This is a genomic window from Pseudanabaena sp. lw0831, assembly GCF_016584665.1.
Classification (GTDB): Bacteria; Cyanobacteriota; Cyanobacteriia; order Pseudanabaenales; family Pseudanabaenaceae; genus Pseudanabaena.
Genome location: NZ_BBJB01000054.1, coordinates 1 through 16,368 on the forward strand (window position 1 = coordinate 1; position 16,368 = coordinate 16,368).

At 41.2% G+C, this 16,368-nt stretch carries 15 protein-coding genes; 8 read left to right on the forward strand and 7 right to left on the reverse strand.

What is annotated here, in order from left to right; translation table 11 throughout:
• The first annotated feature begins 98 nt into the window (after positions 1 to 98).
• On the forward strand, positions 99 to 857 hold the full coding sequence (locus APA_RS09590) for a sterol desaturase family protein (RefSeq protein WP_201322062.1): 759 nt from the start codon (positions 99 to 101) through the stop codon (positions 855 to 857).
• Between the two features lie 126 nt (positions 858 to 983).
• On the opposite strand, the gene APA_RS09595 is transcribed toward APA_RS09590, so the two are convergent.
• Positions 984 to 3,407, reverse strand: a complete 2,424-nt coding sequence (locus APA_RS09595) for a PAS domain S-box protein (RefSeq protein WP_201322063.1) — start codon at positions 3,405 to 3,407, stop codon at positions 984 to 986.
• A 36-nt stretch (positions 3,408 to 3,443) separates the two neighbouring features.
• On the opposite strand from APA_RS09595, the gene APA_RS09600 reads away from it, so the two are divergent.
• The gene (locus APA_RS09600) at positions 3,444 to 4,727 is read left to right on the forward strand and encodes an NAD-binding protein (protein ID WP_201322064.1); all 1,284 of its coding nucleotides are present in this window, start codon (positions 3,444 to 3,446) and stop codon (positions 4,725 to 4,727) included.
• Positions 4,728 to 4,760: 33 nt separating this feature from the next.
• Here the strand turns inward: APA_RS09600 and APA_RS09605 are convergent, their stop codons facing one another.
• From APA_RS09605 to APA_RS09615, 3 genes are all read right to left on the reverse strand, one after another.
• Complete coding sequence (locus tag APA_RS09605; protein ID WP_201322065.1) at positions 4,761 to 5,975, reverse strand: GTPase; 1,215 nt, start codon at positions 5,973 to 5,975, stop codon at positions 4,761 to 4,763.
• Between the two features lie 7 nt (positions 5,976 to 5,982).
• Positions 5,983 to 6,564: a Uma2 family endonuclease gene (locus APA_RS09610; protein WP_201322066.1), complete on the reverse strand. Its 582-nt coding sequence runs from the start codon at positions 6,562 to 6,564 to the stop codon at positions 5,983 to 5,985.
• Positions 6,565 to 6,643: 79 nt separating this feature from the next.
• Positions 6,644 to 8,266 (reverse strand): photosystem II high light acclimation radical SAM protein, encoded by a 1,623-nt coding sequence (locus APA_RS09615; RefSeq protein ID WP_236579484.1) that lies wholly within the window; start codon positions 8,264 to 8,266, stop codon positions 6,644 to 6,646.
• Positions 8,267 to 8,680: 414 nt separating this feature from the next.
• Here APA_RS09615 and APA_RS09620 point away from each other — a divergent pair, with 414 nt between their 5' ends.
• The 5 genes from APA_RS09620 (at position 8,681) to APA_RS09640 (ending at position 12,456) form a co-directional block, all read left to right on the forward strand.
• Positions 8,681 to 9,043: a DUF1830 domain-containing protein gene (locus APA_RS09620; RefSeq protein ID WP_201322067.1), complete on the forward strand. Its 363-nt coding sequence runs from the start codon at positions 8,681 to 8,683 to the stop codon at positions 9,041 to 9,043.
• A gap of 2 nt (positions 9,044 to 9,045) precedes the next feature.
• Complete coding sequence (locus APA_RS09625; RefSeq protein ID WP_236579485.1) at positions 9,046 to 10,539, forward strand: MBOAT family protein; 1,494 nt, start codon at positions 9,046 to 9,048, stop codon at positions 10,537 to 10,539.
• 125 nt (positions 10,540 to 10,664) lie between these two features.
• Positions 10,665 to 11,420, forward strand: coding sequence for a TIGR04255 family protein (locus APA_RS09630; protein ID WP_201322068.1), 756 nt, complete (start codon positions 10,665 to 10,667; stop codon positions 11,418 to 11,420).
• A gap of 8 nt (positions 11,421 to 11,428) precedes the next feature.
• Positions 11,429 to 12,010 carry a hypothetical protein gene (locus APA_RS09635; RefSeq protein ID WP_201322069.1) on the forward strand — a complete coding sequence of 194 codons (582 nt, stop codon included), beginning with the start codon at positions 11,429 to 11,431 and terminating at the stop codon, positions 12,008 to 12,010.
• The gene (locus APA_RS09640) at positions 12,007 to 12,456 is read left to right on the forward strand and encodes a hypothetical protein (RefSeq protein ID WP_201322070.1); all 450 of its coding nucleotides are present in this window, start codon (positions 12,007 to 12,009) and stop codon (positions 12,454 to 12,456) included. The genes APA_RS09635 and APA_RS09640 overlap by 4 nt, the downstream gene beginning before the upstream one ends.
• Before the next feature lie 80 nt (positions 12,457 to 12,536).
• Here the strand turns inward: APA_RS09640 and APA_RS09645 are convergent, their stop codons facing one another.
• The 3 genes from APA_RS09645 to APA_RS09655 are packed head-to-tail and all read right to left on the reverse strand — an operon-like array spanning position 12,537 to position 15,494.
• Positions 12,537 to 13,736, reverse strand: a complete 1,200-nt coding sequence (locus tag APA_RS09645) for a PQQ-dependent sugar dehydrogenase (protein ID WP_201322071.1) — start codon at positions 13,734 to 13,736, stop codon at positions 12,537 to 12,539.
• Positions 13,737 to 13,753: 17 nt separating this feature from the next.
• A complete protein-coding gene (locus APA_RS09650; protein ID WP_201322072.1) occupies positions 13,754 to 14,413 on the reverse strand; it encodes a response regulator transcription factor in 660 nt (219 codons plus the stop codon).
• The gene (locus tag APA_RS09655) at positions 14,400 to 15,494 is read right to left on the reverse strand and encodes a sensor histidine kinase KdpD (RefSeq protein WP_201322073.1); all 1,095 of its coding nucleotides are present in this window, start codon (positions 15,492 to 15,494) and stop codon (positions 14,400 to 14,402) included. The genes APA_RS09650 and APA_RS09655 overlap by 14 nt, the downstream gene beginning before the upstream one ends.
• A gap of 80 nt (positions 15,495 to 15,574) precedes the next feature.
• On the opposite strand from APA_RS09655, the gene APA_RS09660 reads away from it, so the two are divergent.
• Positions 15,575 to 16,012: a hypothetical protein gene (locus APA_RS09660; RefSeq protein WP_201322074.1), complete on the forward strand. Its 438-nt coding sequence runs from the start codon at positions 15,575 to 15,577 to the stop codon at positions 16,010 to 16,012.
• Positions 16,013 to 16,368: the final 356 nt, after the last annotated feature.

Below are 16,368 nucleotides of genomic sequence, written 5' to 3' on the forward strand. Positions count from 1 at the left end.
GCCCGCCGCAACAATTTTGGTTTTTATTTGGTATCTCTAAAATGAACCTATATTAGATATTGAGAGTCTATGTAGTTAAAGCAAACTAAGCGATCGCCATGAAATTTGTTATTGCCTTTTTGGTGCTTTGGCTTTTATTCGGCATACTTGAATGGTTGTATCCACTGAGAAAAGAGCAAAAGCACTTTCGTCAAGGTTGGCTCACGGATGTTGCCCATTTTTTCTTTAATCACATTCTTGTGAATATTGGCACGTATCTAGTAGCCACCTTACTATATATCTTTTTTAGAGGCGCGATTTCCCCATCCTTGCAAATAGCAGTCAGAAGTCAACCCGATATACTTCAATTTGCTGAAGCTTTTTTTATTGCCCAGCTAACATTTTATGCTGTGCATCGCTTTGCACACTCAGTACCTTGGTTATGGCGATTTCACGTAATTCATCATAGTAGTGCAGAACTAGATTGGCTAGCTTCGGCGCGACTACATCCCTTGGAAATGATCGTTGTGAATATTGCAGTGGGAGTACCACTATTTTTATTGGGATTCACAAGGGAAACTTTTGGGATTTATCTCGTGTTTAGTGCAATTTTACCGATTTTAAATCATTCCAATACAAAATTCCAGTTCCCGATACTAAATCGCATAATTGCTACACCTGAATTTCATCACTGGCATCACAGCAATGATCTCGCCGCCCGCGACAAAAATTTTTCTGGCTTTCCAATTATCGATTTATTGTTTGGTACATATTATGTCCCCAAAAATCAGATGCCCGCAACCTATGGAGTTGATGAGATTATTCCTCAAACCTATTGGCAACAGTTGCTCTATCCTTTTCAATCGCAACACAGATAAAAACAAATCCTCAAAATGGCTACGCCATTTTGAGGATTTGTTTTTATCTACTTTCCTACAGCGCTTTGCGCTCAAACTCGAACCAATAAATTTTTGAAAGTGTTGCTTCGCAACACTTTCAAAAATTTATTGTGGTTCGTCTGAGCGCAAAGCGCTGTAGGGAATGCTGACAGTAAAGCAACTACCTTCACCGACTTTACTCTCAATGCTTACTTGCCCGCCGTGCAGTTCAGCCAGTTTCTTAACTAAATTTAAACCTAGTCCTGTACCTGCATACTGACGACTGAGGCTGCTGTCAATCTGCACAAAGGGCTGAAATAGTTTGTTGATATCCTCCACAGAGATACCGATACCAGTATCAGACACAGAAAAACGAATCTCAGGTTTAAAATTTTCTTCGGAATGTGCTCCTGATAAACCTATGGCAACATTGGCTAAATTTGCTTCAAGATTGACTGTCCCATTTTTTTGGGTGAACTTTACAGCATTACTCAATAAGTTAATTAACAACTGTCGCATTCTTCGCTCATCAATCACGATCGCTGTTGGTACATCATCATGAATTATGAGATTTAATCGAATATTCTTTTGAGTAGCTTGATGTTTAACAAAGCTAAGGCTACTGTCGCATAGATAGCGCACCGAGACTGATGTTAGATCTAGAGTAAACATTCCTGCTTCAATTTTGGCAACATCAAGAATATCGGTAATTAACTCCAAAAGATGTTGACCACTTTTTTGAATTGTTTTTAATGAACCTTGTTGACGCTGATTCAGTTCACCAAAAACCTCCTCTAGTAATCCTTCAGAGAGTCCTAAAATGGCATTGAGAGGAGTCCGCAACTCATGACTCATCGTGGCAAGAAACTCATCTTTAAGACGAGTTACTCGCTCTAGTTCTTTATTGATTGCGATCAGCTTTTCATTGCTTAACTGGAGAGCTTCTTCGGCACGTTTGCGATCGCTGATATTTCTCACTAATACTAAGACTTCATCTTCACCACAAGGACTAATCCGAACTTCCTCATACACCCATTCACCATATTTTTGGAGCTTGTGTTCGTAGATTTGGACTTCGCCAGTGGTAATTGCTTTATTGAATACTGCAAGTTGTTCAGCCAGAACTGTCGGCGATAAAACTTCAGAAATATTTTGCTTGATTGGCACAAAGGCTTCTTTGTCGGGGACAATTGGCAACATAAAATCAAGGCAAGTCCCATCTTGTTTAAGGCGAAGTAATAAATCAGGAATTGCATTGAGTATTTCTTGTTTGCGAGTTTTACTTTCAGCAAGATCAGCAGTTCTTTGTTGAATTCTAATTTCTAATTCTTGATTGAGTTTGGATAGTTCTTGTTGAGTAGTTTTCAGCTCATTGATATTTTGAATTAGCGCAATATCATACATAGGCTGATTTTGAGGATCTCGCACTATGGAAACACTCATTAATCCCCAAATAAATTGTCCATTTTTATGCAGAAATCGCTTCTCGATATGGAAACTATCAATCTCATTGTCAAGTAGTTTCTGATGGTGATAAAGATCGATTTCTAGATCTTCAGGATAGGTGATTTCCTGAAAAGTCAACACTTGCAGCTCCTTCTCTGTATATCCCAACATCTGACATAGAGATTGGTTGACAGCCAAATGTTTCCCATCAAGTCCAGCTAATGAAATTCCCACCGCAGCATTGTCAAATACGCTTCTAAATCGCATTTCTGATTCTCGTAAAGCTTCTTCAGCCTGCTTGCGATCGCTAATATTCCGAATAATTGTCAAAACTTCTTGATCGTTGACTTTAACTATCTGCACCTCTTCGTATTGTATTTGACCATTAATATTCCATTGCTGTTCAAACGACTGAATTTTATCAGTAGCGATCGCCTCTTTGATTGCATGTAATTTGCGGTTTGCTAAATCGTTGGGCAGTACATCTGAAAGATGTTTGCTGATCGGATCAAAGTCAGATGGGAGTATATCAGTAACATAGTTGCTTGAAAAGCATTCTAGATAAATTCCATCAACACTGACACGATAAATTAGGTCTGGAATTGCATTTAAAACTGCGCGTTTTTGAGCTTCCACATTGGCTAGAGTATCTTCAGCCAGCCTGTTTTTTGCAAAGAAAATACTTTCTTGAGTAGCAACTCCGATTATTTTGTCAAAGTCATCTAGCACAGGTAAATGGCGACATCGAAATTGGTGCAAGAGGTTGAGCATTGACTCCAAATCTTGAATTTGCGATCGCCTAATTACCATTGGTCGATCTGAAAGCACATCAACAATCTGCAAACTTTGGAGGTTCACTTGCTTCTGCACTAATGTCAATACATCCCACTTGGAAAAAAGCCCAATCAACTTATTTTCATCAGCCACCAAAACACAATCTGCTCTGGATTCAAGCAAGCTACGGTCACATGACTGTTCAGGGTCTAATGAATTAAATGATTGATTCATCAGCCCAATCGCTTCCAGTACAGAGATCTCTGGTGCAACTACAATCGGGTTGCGATCGATCGCAAGATCAAGATAAATGCTGTTTTGTACTAGCATTGGTTTAGTCGTTAATTGATTAAGAGATTGTCTAGAATGTCGGTCGATTATGACCTCGTTGTAATTGGCATGAGCGCTCATGCTCATAAATTAGTTAGCCTTGTGGCGCTACGTGAAGCCAGAGTTGCTTGGGTATGGGATCATCAAGTAAAAGATGCATATCTAAATATTGCCCAGATTGATCATATTTTACTGTTATTGAAAAATAAGATCGGCGATCGCCCTAAATCTGAGCGTTTGCAAATTTTTGCTCAGCAGATATCCTTGATTCGCGATAATTATTGTCAGGCGGAAATGTTGGAAATACTGAAAAAAAATGGGGTTGATGTAATTGCCGGAGAATGTAAATTTCAAGGCAAAGTCCAAAACTCTCATATTTTAGAAGTTCGCGAAAATTCTCTCCCAGAGAGATCTAGAGCATTTTCTCAGCGTAGTCTCAGTTCGCGAGCCTATGCGATCGCCCATGACATCACACCACTACGGAAAATCTTTGGGCTTGCTGAACATAATTACTTAACCGCAAATCAGTTCCTAAATTTAGAATATTTGCCTAAATCGATCGCCGTTCTAGGTGATGACTCCAATGCATGTGCGATCGCGCAAGCAATAAATTTTTTGGGTGTCCATACAAGTCTAATCACCGATCACCCTCATATTTTACCAAATGTGGATGTAGCGATCGCTCGTACTTTGCAAGCACAATTAGAAGCTGAAGGGATCGAGGTTTATACCAACACCCAAACGACTGCGGTAAGTCAGATTGAGCATAGTCGAACAAGGATTTGGCTAGACAACCAGACGATAGATTGCGATCGCCTTTTAGTGACCTTAGCCCCAAGAGAGTTTTACTTTCCTATCGATCGTCATATTTATCAATGCCACGGCGATCAAGATATTGCCAAGATTATGCAACAAACCCTACAAACTGGGTTTTGGCGATCGGTATCCATACCTCAAGTTCCGCCGATGATAGATGTTTCAACTACGCCAACCGTCGCTCAGATTGGCATGACTGAACTATTGGCAAAACAAAAGTATGGGCAAGCTCTGTATATTTTAGAAAGCTCTACTGAGAATAGTTTATGCAAAATCATTTGCGACCATAAAGGGCAAATCCTTGGTGCAAGTATGTTTGGAGATCGTGCCAAGTTAGAGATCGAGGCGATCGCGATCGCGATGCAAGGAAAAGTCAAAATCCAAAATATCGCTGTTTTACAAGAGTTCCAGATCGCAGAGCAATGGGAAAAACTCCATCGAGATCGTCGCCAGCAAGCGAAATTCAAGAACTGGTTTACTTTTCGGCGGGATTGGAACATTTAGCGATAAAGGCAGCGCTTAGCGCTGCCTTTATCGCTAAATGTTCTGAAATCTTTTTAATATTGAGCCTTCGGGTAGATTCTGAATAATTTTGGTGATTAGTGTTTTTGCCCCAAGCTTGCCAGAGGCTCGACTCTGATCGATATCAGCGATAAGGCTCTTAAATAGCAACAATAAACTTAAGCCCGACCCAGCAATTTGAATATAGCGAGCAACTTTGTTATTGATGTCTAACCCTCCAGCAAAAACAGCGATCGCCAAAATCACCATTAACCATAAATACTTTTTCTGACTCGGATATTTACCGATCGCCCAACTCACGAATAGACCAGTAAAAATACCACTAATCAAGCCATCCACCCATCGCGAAGGCGATATCAACATCCCGATTGCCTCAGCGATAAATACCAAAGCTGCGATCTCCGTTGATGCTTGTAATTTTTGGACATGTCTTTGCGTGACCGCATTTTGGATTTCTAACAGCGATCGCAATACATTCACGGCTAACAGTTCTTTCCCTTCAGTATTCAACAAATCGAGAATTCGCTCTTTTAAAGATTGGATATCAGGCTTCGGCTGTTCCCAAACTTCTTGACTATCGCGCCCATCACTATATTGAAGCCTTACCTTAAAAGGCTTCGGCTCTGCTGATGTTAAGACAATCTCTTGCGGTGAGATCAGCTTCTGCATTTCTATATTTTGTAACGCCTGATGAATGGCATAGCGATCGCACTCAGGATATAGGTCGATTTTATTAAAAATCAACAAAATCGGCTTATAGGATTTTTGTAGATTTGCGATCGCCTCCTGCTCTAATCTCGTCATATCTCCTGCGATCGCAAACAAAATTAAGTCAGCTTGCTTGGCTGCTTCCAGAGCCATTTCACCTCTGATTGCGCCACCAATCTCATCAATCCCCTGTGTATCAATTAATCGCAGTTGAATTTTCTTTCTCCCTTCGCCCTCTGGGAGAGGGGCTGGGGGTGAGGGCATCTCCCACGCATACACAGCAACATTTTTAGTTGTGCCATGAGTAGCGCCCGTCTCTCCTAGCTTCTGCCCCAGTAAAGCATTAATTAATGATGACTTTCCCCGTGATACCATGCCAAAAACTGCGATCGCGATCGCGCTTTTATCTAGCTTCTCTTCAAGACCTAATATTTCTATTAGCTCAGATTCTGTTAATTCTTTTTGGAATAAATTGCGATAATTGATTAGGCGATCGCGCACCTGTTGTAGATAATCCTGCATGAAAAAGTTAACCCAGAATATCTCTCAAATCAATCTCAATTTCTGGAATTACGCCACTTTTAATCACTACATCACCTGTATAAACAGCTTCTTCATAAAAGCCTTCAACCCAAGATAGCATCGTAATCTGGCTACGTACAGGATCGACTATCCAATACTCAGCAATCCCTCTCGCTGCATATTCAGAGCGCTTAAAGCGATAGTCCCTTGCTTCATTTTCATGTCCAGCAGATACGACCTCAATTACCACCAATGGCGGCGGCATATCATGGGTAATTGTTCCTCTCTTCGTCATCTCTAAAGCTATCCGACATTCTTCGCCCAAAATTATCAGATCAGGTATTCTTACTGTAGCTCTACGACCGCTTACCGCAATAGCAATCTCTTTATAAGCTAAAAGATGATGGGGGACAAAGTTTCCCAAAGCAAATAATAGATGTATTGATACATCTGAGTTAAAAATTGATTCTGGTAGCCTTGCAACTAATTCTCCATCCTCTAGCTCATAGCGGATATCACTGCCGTCATCATAGGCATAGTATTCTTCGTAGGATAGATACTTGACTTGGGGAATCGCGGCTTGAACCATAAATGTTATTCCATTCGCTGATTACATATTATAAACCCGAAACGGGAGAGGTGGCGCGTAGCGCCACCTCTTGCTTTAATTAAGCATTTACTAGTTCTTTCATCGGAGCAGCGAGAGCTTCTTCCAATGGTGCGCGTCCTAGACGTTCTTCGAGAATATCCATTACCGTCCGCCCAAAGTCATCATCATCACGCTTCCATGCTTCTAGACATACTTCCCCAAAGAAAGAACCTAGAGGCTCAGGATTCCAAAGCAACTTCTTGGCAGTCCAAGGCATCATGCTCATCGGGTTATAGCCTTTCTTGAGAATATTATTTTTGAAAGCATAATCTTCCAAATGGGTATGCGGTTGCAAGCCAATGAAGAAGATCGCAGGTTCTACTTTGTCAGCACCGAATATAGCTTCCAATTCTCGGTGATAGGCGATCGTTTGACGAACTGTTTCTAGAGTTTCGTCGATCACATTAAAAGAATAGTTAACGGAAACTAATTGATTAAATCCTGCGGCTCTGAGATCGCGACAGTTTTGCAAAACTGATTTGAGGTTATAGCCCATGCGCATCTTACGCACAAGTTCTTGAGAGCCACTAGTAATACCGATCTCGAAATAGCTCATGCCTGTCTCCACCATTAACTGACAGAGGTAAGGAGTGAGATTGTCAGCACGGATATAGGCTGCCCAATGAATATCGGTCATACCCGATGCTTTAACTTTTTCTAATAGCTCGATCGCATCATCAATAAACTTCTTGGCAGGAATAAACTGAGCATCGGTGAACCAGAAATTGCGAACGCCGCGATCGTAAAGTTGGCGCATTTCCTTGATCACTTCGTCGGTGGGATTGATGCGAACTTGCTTACCCTCAATTACCGTATAAATACAATAACAACAGTTATGAGGACATCCCCGCTTAGTTTGCACACCAATATAAAAGTCGCGATCGCGGAAATAATAATTGAAATCTTCCCAAATCGATTCGATATATTCATAATTACAGGCGCTTTTTTCAATCGGTGCAGGTTGCTCATGGATTAATCTGGCGCGAGGCTTGGTTTCACCAGCCACATAGCAGCGATCGCTTTCGATTTCACGCCCCTGTACCAAGCGCTCCAATAGAGATTCACCCTCACCAACTGAAATAATAGTTCCTTTGGGTAAAACGTTTCCTAACTGTTCATAAAAGACACTTACCGCACCGCCACCAATTACCGCCTTGGCATCAGGGTGATATCGTCTTGCTCTACTTAACCCTCGCTTAATTAAATTTGAGTTGCGCCAAAGCTCAGTGTAATAGGAGGTAAATAGTCGTAGTCCATTGACAGCGCCACGGAATTTTTTGAAAGGATTTTTGGCATAGTAAAACTCAAAGGCATTTTGCAGAGGATTACCACCACGTCCACCCACAGGTGCATAAATCTGAATGTCACGCCAAGAAAATACTAATAAGTTGGGTTGAAACTTGTCGATCGCCCGATCTAGCGCCCCATAAAAATCAAGAGGTGGCACAGTGCCTAAGTCAAAAATATTTTGCTGCACATGGGGTGCAACCTTATGAATGTGATCGGATAAATAAACTACGCCTATCGGGAAAATCGGGTTGCATGGCAGGCGAATGTAGAGAATGCGATCGCAGCCTACGGCTACACCAGATATATCACTAGCTAAATCTTGAGGATCTTTTATGAAATCAGTGGTAGACATAGGATTTTATCTTTGATCTAAATTATTTCTTATTATTTTTGGGGCTTTTACAGTGATTTTTATTTTTGAGAATCGCTGGATATTCACCGCTAAGTCTTTACATATCTTAATTATATTCACTATTTCGCCAGTTAGGTAATTATGGGGATCGATAAATCGGGGATCAAACAGGGATCAAATTGGCGATCGCTGAATTGATAGTTGGTAGTAGTGTTTACAATCGCTAGTTGGTCTTGAGTGTTAGCTTATGTACGGGCAAAATGGCAAGATTAGTATTCTTGTTAATTCCAAACATATCGGCAGGGTTTATTTGGTTTAATTAGGAATATTTTTGGGTTCATGACTAACTTAGGCTGGTTTAATGTTCAAAAAATCTTGTTAATTTTTGCTTGAATAACTTTATATAAAAACACTATGTCCATATTTGATCCGTTACCTGCTGGTTTGCACGACAAAAAGATTGTCTGCTCCTATGTAAATGCCACCAGCAAAATCCAAATAGCTCGGATCACCGATGTTCCTCAATGGTATTTCGAGCGGGTCGTATTCCCTGGGCAAAATCTCATATTTGAGGCGATCGCCTCGGCACATGTTGAGATTCATACAGGTATGATGGCAAGCTCCATACTTTCGGATACAATTCCCTGTGTCCAATTACAGGTAGAAGAAGCTAGCTGCGCCTTGCCAGACTGGGTTCCCATCAAACATATTGATGATGCCCCACTTGATGATCCATCGACGCTGCTTAATCTACCTGAACCTGAAGTAGTCTCCTAACAATGGATTTTCTGCCCCTCCATTTTTCCCAGTTTTTGATTGGCATAAAAATGGACTTTCTGTCCCTTGATTATGCTCTATTCCTGATCATCACCACAGTTGTATATTGGCTCTTACCGAATGTGCAAGCACGCTTGTTAATTATTTTGACAGCAAGCTTACTGTTTTACTCATTTATCCAGAGGCAATATGTTTGGCTGTTGTTAGTGATGTTGGCAATTAATTTTTGGTTGGGAGGAGAAATTCGCAAAGGCGACAAATTCCTGAAGCAGTGGCTGCTTTTTGTGGGGATATTTTTTGATGTGTTACTGCTATTTGGCTTTAAATATATTCCTTTCGTTGCAACGGCGATCGGCAATATTACGGGTTTGCCAGTGGGGAGTTCGCTAGCAATCTGGGCGAAGGCAAACATCGTACCGCCGATCACCCTCAGCTTTTTTGTGTTTGAGTTAATTGCTTACTTAGTTGATACCTATCGCGGTAATAGTCCCGCCAAGGATTTTCTAAATTTTGCAGCTTATAAGTTATTTTTTGCCAAGCTGCTATCTGGTCCCATTACTCGTTATCAAGAATTTGCGCCTCAACTAATCACGCGATCGCGTCCCGTTTTGCCTGATATTGCCGAAGGGGTATGGCTATTTGCCTGTGGAGCCGTCAAAAAAGGGATCATCGCTGACAATCTGGCAAGACTAGTCGATCTCAGTTTTCGGAATACTGAACGCGCAGGCAGTATCGATCTCTGGTTAGCTCTATTTGCCTATGGCATTCAAATTTACTGTGACTTTAGTGGCTATATCGATATGGCTAGAGGTAGCGCTTTGTTATTAGGTTTCAAGTTGCCTCAAAATTTCGATTTCCCTTATTTCTCAGCAAGCATTTCCGACTTTTGGCGGCGTTGGCACATGACCCTCGGCGCATGGATGCGAAATTATCTGTATATTCCTCTGGGTGGTTCTAGGGGTGGGCTTTGGCGCACCTGCCTAAATTTGATGATCATCATGCTCGTAGTCGGGATTTGGCATGGAGCAAATTGGGGCTTCATTATTTGGGGTGTCTGGCATGGTGCGGCGCTGGTGGCTCATCGCCTCTGGATGGAAGTTTGCAGCGTATTTGAAGATTTGCATAAAATCTGGAAGCCTTTGCCAATGAGACTCTTGGCAGTTGTGATCACACAGTTGGTAGTGTTTTTAGGCTGGATTCCGTTCCGCTTACCTAATTTAGCTGATACAAATATGTTTTTGCAAAGACTCTGGGGCTACGAGAGCGATCCTCAGTTCGGCGTAAAAATCTATGTGGAATCTCTCGGTATTACGGCAGGACAGATCGCGTTATTACTATTTGGTCTATGTATGTGTTCTCTCGTAGCGTATCAATGCGATCGCGCCAAGTGGCAGTTAAACTGGCAAGTGAAGTTATTTCTAGTCCCCGTCAGCCTTTTTCTAGTCAGCATCCTCAGCCCCGATAAGAAACTACCATTTATCTACTTCGATTTTTAGGTTATGGAAGGGAGGAAAAAACTTGAAAACACTTGAACTTAAATAAAAATCGTTTGATGACTGATTTAAAATGAGATACTCAAATGTCTGTAACTTAATAAATTTAATGATGTGTTGGTAAAAATATGGGTGAACTACTAACTAAACAACCACTCGTAGAGGCTCTTTGCGAGTTAAGGTTTAGTCCCTCAGATCAGTGGGACACCGCTTTACCTAAACGTTTCTATGCCGAAGTAAAAGATGAATTTCCCGAATGTACAGAACTTAATCCAGTTTTTCAGGTTGCTGTTGGCGGGCAACCTGTTGATATGTCAGAGCCAAATAAAGCATTGTCAAGGTTGCAACTTAGAAATAAAGATAACTCTGTAGTAGTACAAATTGGTGCAGACCTATTAGTAGTTCATCATCTGCAACCATATACAAACTGGGAAAATTTCAGAGATTTAATACTTAGGATGGGTAGCAAGTATGTTGAACTGATTGGAGAAGTCAAACTTGAGAGGGTGGGGTTGCGTTATATCAATCATATTTCTCCTCCTGAAGGTCGATTTGAGATTGAGCAATTTTTGTCTGTCTTTCCTATATTGCCTAGCCCTTTAAATCTTGATCTAGCAGGATTTAGTCAAGTTTATGAATTTCAGTATGTGCAACCCAAGGCGGTTTTAAAACACCAAACGGGTATTGTTCAAAGGGGTGATGGTAAGGTAGTGTTACTACTAGACTTAGATTTTATTTCTCAAGGAATTGAGTCTATTGAGTCCAGTAATAAGATATTTGATCTATCTAGTTGGTTTCAAAACTGGCTCAATCAAGCGCATGACTGTGTTGAGGCAGCATTTATCTCGTCTCTCAATCCAGACTACTATGAGTCTCTAAGGTAAGAAAAAGTATGTTTGTAGCCAGACAATCTATATTCACGAATAAGCCTTTAACACAGGTTGATGAACATGAAGACGTAGCTATTACTGCTCTCTTCAGACCAAGATCTAAGGATTCTAATGATATAGATATAGCTTTGTCAAAACCCAAATCAATTATTAAAAATGTTGAGCTAAAGGTTCATCAGTCTGAATTTGATTGGATTAGCAATACTAATGCTTTTCAGAGATTAAAGCATCTTATTACTCTTAAAGATAACTGGGATGGATATGGTGCAGCAGGCTTTAGTGGACAACACATTCACAAAGCTTTAGATTTATCTGAAGTGACTCGAAGCTATTTTAATGCCAATAACATGAGTTTCTCTCGCTTATCGCCTTTTATTGCTCCTTGTTCAGATGGGGCAATTTTGTTTGAGTGGTGTGGAAAGAGATTTCCTGATCGCCAGTTAGAGATATTTGTACCTGCGAACTTAGAACAACCTTTTGAATATCTAAAAAGTGATCGTGATAGTGACGAGGAAGGCAACTTTATAGACGTAGGTTTTGCAATTAATCTACTTGAATGGCTTATGGAAACAGAGGTTGAATGAGCGACAACTATCAAGTAAAACCTGTGGACAAGCTTTTTAGGTGGGTGCATCCTGGTCAGTTTCATCCTACTGAGATGCGTCCAACTTCAGCAATCTTTCGTGGTGAATATATGTCTGTGGATATAGCTCAGCTAACCAATTTAGAGGCAAGTTATGAAAGGGCTAAAAAGCTGCAAAAGAATGCTGTGGTATCTTTTACGGCAGAGTTGGCTTTTGATCTACAGCAGCGGGTGACTCACTGCCCAACTCAATTATGTGAGTCAACCAATGAAACTGTTTGCTTTGTCGATACTGGTTGCAGTGCGTATCAAATAAATAACAACGCATGTGTCTTGATTTGTACTAATGATGCTCATGGCTGTGTGATTGGAGATAAGACTAAAGCAGTTAGTAAGGCTTTTGCTAAGAATTGTGGTGTGGAAATATTTCCATCTGAGGCAAGCTAGGTTGCAACAAATACAATAATCTCCAATAGGGTATTTAGTATCTTAAGGTGCAATTTATTCTTAATATCCATTGCCTATTACTACATTGGTTCAAGGCGAATAAGTTGCCCTGCTTGTTCATCGGTCAGAATATAAATAAATCCATCTTTTCCTTGACGTACATCTCTTACTCGCTGACCGACAGGAATAGTTTCTTGAACTATTGTTTTATTACCTTCTATTTTGATGCGCACAACAGATTTGGATACTAATCCACCAGCAAACAAATTGCCTTGCCAATCTCGAAAGATATTGCCACGATATAGCAGCAGACCCGATGGAGCGATCGCAGGAGTCCACACCAATTTAGGATCGACCATATTGAGACGAGATACTTCCTTAGAAATTTTACCTCCTGTATATTCTTGGCTAAAGGTTACAACCGGCCAGCCATAGTTCTTACCTGCTTCGATTAGGTTTAATTCATCACCACCTCTTGAACCATGCTCGGTTGACCATACTTGCTTTGATGTGGGATCGGCAAATAATCCTTGAATATTGCGATGTCCATAACTCCAAATCGCAGGATTAGCACCAGCAGTTTTTACAAAGGGATTATCAGAGGGAATGGAGCCATCATCTTTGAGTCGTAGGACTTTACCAAGCTGACTATTCAGCTTTTGAGCCTGTTTGCGCATCAATTCGCCATTCAGTTGTAAAGGAGGATTGCCTCCATCACCGATCGCGATCAGCATTGTGTTATCAGGTAGCCAAACGATGCGCGAACCAAAGTGTTGATTCCCTGATTTTGATGGTGTTACCTCAAAAATCACTTGCGGCTCCACCAAAGCTTTACCATCAAATTTCACTCTCAAAATACTGGTGTGATTAGATTGGAAATTCCCAGTGGAGAATGTGAGATAAACCAATCTATTCTGCGCAAAGCGTGGATGTAGTGAGATATCCATCAAACCTGCCTGTCCAGACACAAACAGCTTCGGAATTTTAGCGATCGCAATTTGCTCTAACGATCCATTTCGGAGGATTTTGACACGACCAATGCGTTCTGTAATTAGAATCGCGCCATCAGGCAACCATGCCATTCCCCAAGGGTTCTCTAAATCTTTTGCTACAGTAACTTGCTTGAAGCCGATCGGAGGACGTTCTTTATTAGTCGCGATCGCTGATGCTGATGCTTGAGCAGTTGGCGCATTAGGGTTAGCTTCTGGGATAGTACAACTTCCTATGGTCAGTGCGATCGCACTAATTACAAGGCTAAACGGACGGTGTAAATTCTTCATCACTTCTGGTTGGTAATTTATAAATGATTATTTTGCATGGCGATTGCTTGTTTGCGATCGTTCACTCCCAATTTGTGCAAAATTGCATGAATATGAACGCGTACTGTTCCCGAAGAAATATAGAGAATCTCAGCGATTTCTTGATTTGTTTTCTGATCGGCTATTAAACTGAGAATTTCTTTTTCTCGTCTAGTCAAAGTATTGACTTTTGAACTAGATAAGTTGTCGGGAGCAAGCTCGGAAGATTGAGTTTGAAAAGCATGATGGATTTCGGCGGTAGCGTTGGCATCCCACCAAGATGCGCCAGCTATGACCGATCGCATGGCAAGAATTAAGGTTTCGGCGGTGACACCTTTGAGGCAATAACCCTGTGCGCCTGCTGATACTAAACGTGAAATTAACGATTGCTCATTGCGGGAAGTAAGCACCAAAATCGGCAAGTTCGGATGATTGCGCTTGAGTTGGCGGCAGGTTTCTAGTCCGCCCAGCCCTGGTAGACCAATATCAAGAAGGACAAGATCGAAAGTTTGCACTTTGGCAAGGTCGATCGCCATTTCTCCATCGCTAGCCTCGGCTAAAACTGCAATTTTAGTCTCTTGCTGCAAACGCACCTGTAAGCCAAGGCGAAATAGTTCATCATCTTCAACTAATAATATTTTTAGATTATCTAGGGTCATTCGATGAATAGGGCAAAGTGGTTAACCGAAAGCCGAATATTGCGCCATGGGGAAGACGATTCTCTGCCCAAATTGTACCGCCATGCGCCTCAATAATTTGGCGTGTTAGATATAAGCCTAGCCCAGAACCGCTAGCAAGGCGATCGCTCTGACCTTGATAAAACCTCTCAAATAAATACTGTTTTTCATCTTGTTTAATCCCTGCGCCGAAATCAATCACTTGGACTAACTGATACGATGACTCTGTTTCTAGTACTACCTCGACTTTTGCCCATCTTGGGGAATGATTGATGGCATTAGTGAGCAGATTGGAAAAGACACGACGCAACTGGAAAGCATCACCATTCACCCACAGAAATTTACGGAATTCGGAATCACCGTAATGTACAGTCAAATAAACGCTGCGACTATTCGATAGGGGAAGCAGTGATGTGGCAACCTCTTCCGCTAAAGTTGCCAAATTAATTGGAGCTAATCTCAACTGCAAGCCTTCTGTTTCATTGCGATAGACATCAAGAAGAGTCTCAACTAAGCGCAAACTGTTTTGATGACTGCGAATCATCGTTGCCAAAACTGTTTTTTGTTTAAACTGAATACTTCCAAATTGTTCGCGATCGAAAGCTTGCAGAGTTTCGATCGCTCCTAGTAATGGCGTTTTCAAATCATGGGCAAGGGTAGAAGCAAAATCTTCACGCACATTCATGATTTTCTCTTGAGCCTGTAATTTTGCCTGTTGCTTTACCAAGGTTTGCAGTGTTAGGCGATGGCGATCGCTTAAAATCCCAGTCATGATCAAAGCAAATACTGTCACTAAACGATTCACCACCATTGAAGCGTGAATTTCGCTATTGGCGGGAATCCAGATATTTGATAAAGTTAGAATTACTGCCGCTAAGACGATTTGAAATATGGCAGCACGGCTCAATCGAGAATTAGCAATCAAGATCGGGCTGACGTAGAGATAACTCATTACATAGTCTGGCGGGGTGGAAAATTCTAAAATAAACACCATTCCAAATAGCCCCGCAATTATCCAAAAGAAGGGCGATCGCCAAGATGGTTCGGATAATTGTTTGGACATTTGTTCTTATAAATTGAGGATAGCTATCAATTAAGCCATAATATAAAGGATAGTTTGGCTTCGCACCCTGCAAATTAGTTATGAGTCCTTTTGAAATATATATTCGTGAATTACGCGATATTCGAGCAACAGGCGCTGGTGTTAAAGAAACATCCTATTACAATGCTTTAGCCAATTTGCTCAATACTATTGGGTCAACTTTACAGCCAAAAGTACGTTGTGTGATGCAGCTAAAAAATCAAGGTGCAGGAATGCCCGATGGCGGACTCTTTACAGCGCGGCAATTTCAGAAGCGATCGGGGAATGACCTTATTGATCCACAGAATCCTGAACGAGGCGTAATCGAAATTAAGGGGACAGGGGATGATGCTTGGGTAATCGCCAATACGCCACAGGTTTCTAAATACTGGGATAAATATCGTCAGGTATTAGTAACCAATTATCGAGATTTTGTATTGATTGGGCAAAATGTGAATGGTCAGTCAATCAAGTTAGAAACGGGTGAGACCTCCATCTGATAAACCGTTACTGCGTAAGCATTCTGACCTTCGTTAATTCAGATCATAATCCTTGAGTGGATTCGATGAAAGATATACTAGACAAGAATTTTGCTGATTTTAGAAGGTATCACATAAAGGTCGCACCCTTAGAAAGTTAAACAGCGATCGCCAACTAAACACCAACTAAACGCAGTCTAAACGGTTAAATCTTTACCAAGCTCACAACCTAGATACTAGTGGGCAAAAGCGTTCTAAACGTAAAGATATACCTTGTCAAGCAGGGAAAATGGATCGATGATTTGACGGTTAGGAATGGGTTCCTGATAGTTTATCGACTCAAAAGGAAAATCTCCACCATGCTACAGGGATGGATT

What these genes read in the sequence shown, in the direction of transcription:
- APA_RS09590 (WP_201322062.1), top strand. Translation starts at nt 99, where the DNA reads ATGAAATTTGTTATTGCCTTTTTGGTGCTTTGGCTTTTATTCGGCATA.
- APA_RS09595 (WP_201322063.1), bottom strand. Translation starts at nt 3,407, where the DNA reads ATGCTAGTACAAAACAGCATTTATCTTGATCTTGCGATCGATCGCAAC.
- APA_RS09600 (WP_201322064.1), top strand. Translation starts at nt 3,444, where the DNA reads ATGTCGGTCGATTATGACCTCGTTGTAATTGGCATGAGCGCTCATGCT.
- APA_RS09605 (WP_201322065.1), bottom strand. Translation starts at nt 5,975, where the DNA reads ATGCAGGATTATCTACAACAGGTGCGCGATCGCCTAATCAATTATCGC.
- APA_RS09610 (WP_201322066.1), bottom strand. Translation starts at nt 6,564, where the DNA reads ATGGTTCAAGCCGCGATTCCCCAAGTCAAGTATCTATCCTACGAAGAA.
- APA_RS09615 (WP_236579484.1), bottom strand. Translation starts at nt 8,266, where the DNA reads ATGTCTACCACTGATTTCATAAAAGATCCTCAAGATTTAGCTAGTGAT.
- APA_RS09620 (WP_201322067.1), top strand. Translation starts at nt 8,681, where the DNA reads ATGTCCATATTTGATCCGTTACCTGCTGGTTTGCACGACAAAAAGATT.
- APA_RS09625 (WP_236579485.1), top strand. Translation starts at nt 9,046, where the DNA reads ATGGATTTTCTGCCCCTCCATTTTTCCCAGTTTTTGATTGGCATAAAA.
- APA_RS09630 (WP_201322068.1), top strand. Translation starts at nt 10,665, where the DNA reads ATGGGTGAACTACTAACTAAACAACCACTCGTAGAGGCTCTTTGCGAG.
- APA_RS09635 (WP_201322069.1), top strand. Translation starts at nt 11,429, where the DNA reads ATGTTTGTAGCCAGACAATCTATATTCACGAATAAGCCTTTAACACAG.
- APA_RS09640 (WP_201322070.1), top strand. Translation starts at nt 12,007, where the DNA reads ATGAGCGACAACTATCAAGTAAAACCTGTGGACAAGCTTTTTAGGTGG.
- APA_RS09645 (WP_201322071.1), bottom strand. Translation starts at nt 13,736, where the DNA reads ATGAAGAATTTACACCGTCCGTTTAGCCTTGTAATTAGTGCGATCGCA.
- APA_RS09650 (WP_201322072.1), bottom strand. Translation starts at nt 14,413, where the DNA reads ATGACCCTAGATAATCTAAAAATATTATTAGTTGAAGATGATGAACTA.
- APA_RS09655 (WP_201322073.1), bottom strand. Translation starts at nt 15,494, where the DNA reads ATGTCCAAACAATTATCCGAACCATCTTGGCGATCGCCCTTCTTTTGG.
- APA_RS09660 (WP_201322074.1), top strand. Translation starts at nt 15,575, where the DNA reads ATGAGTCCTTTTGAAATATATATTCGTGAATTACGCGATATTCGAGCA.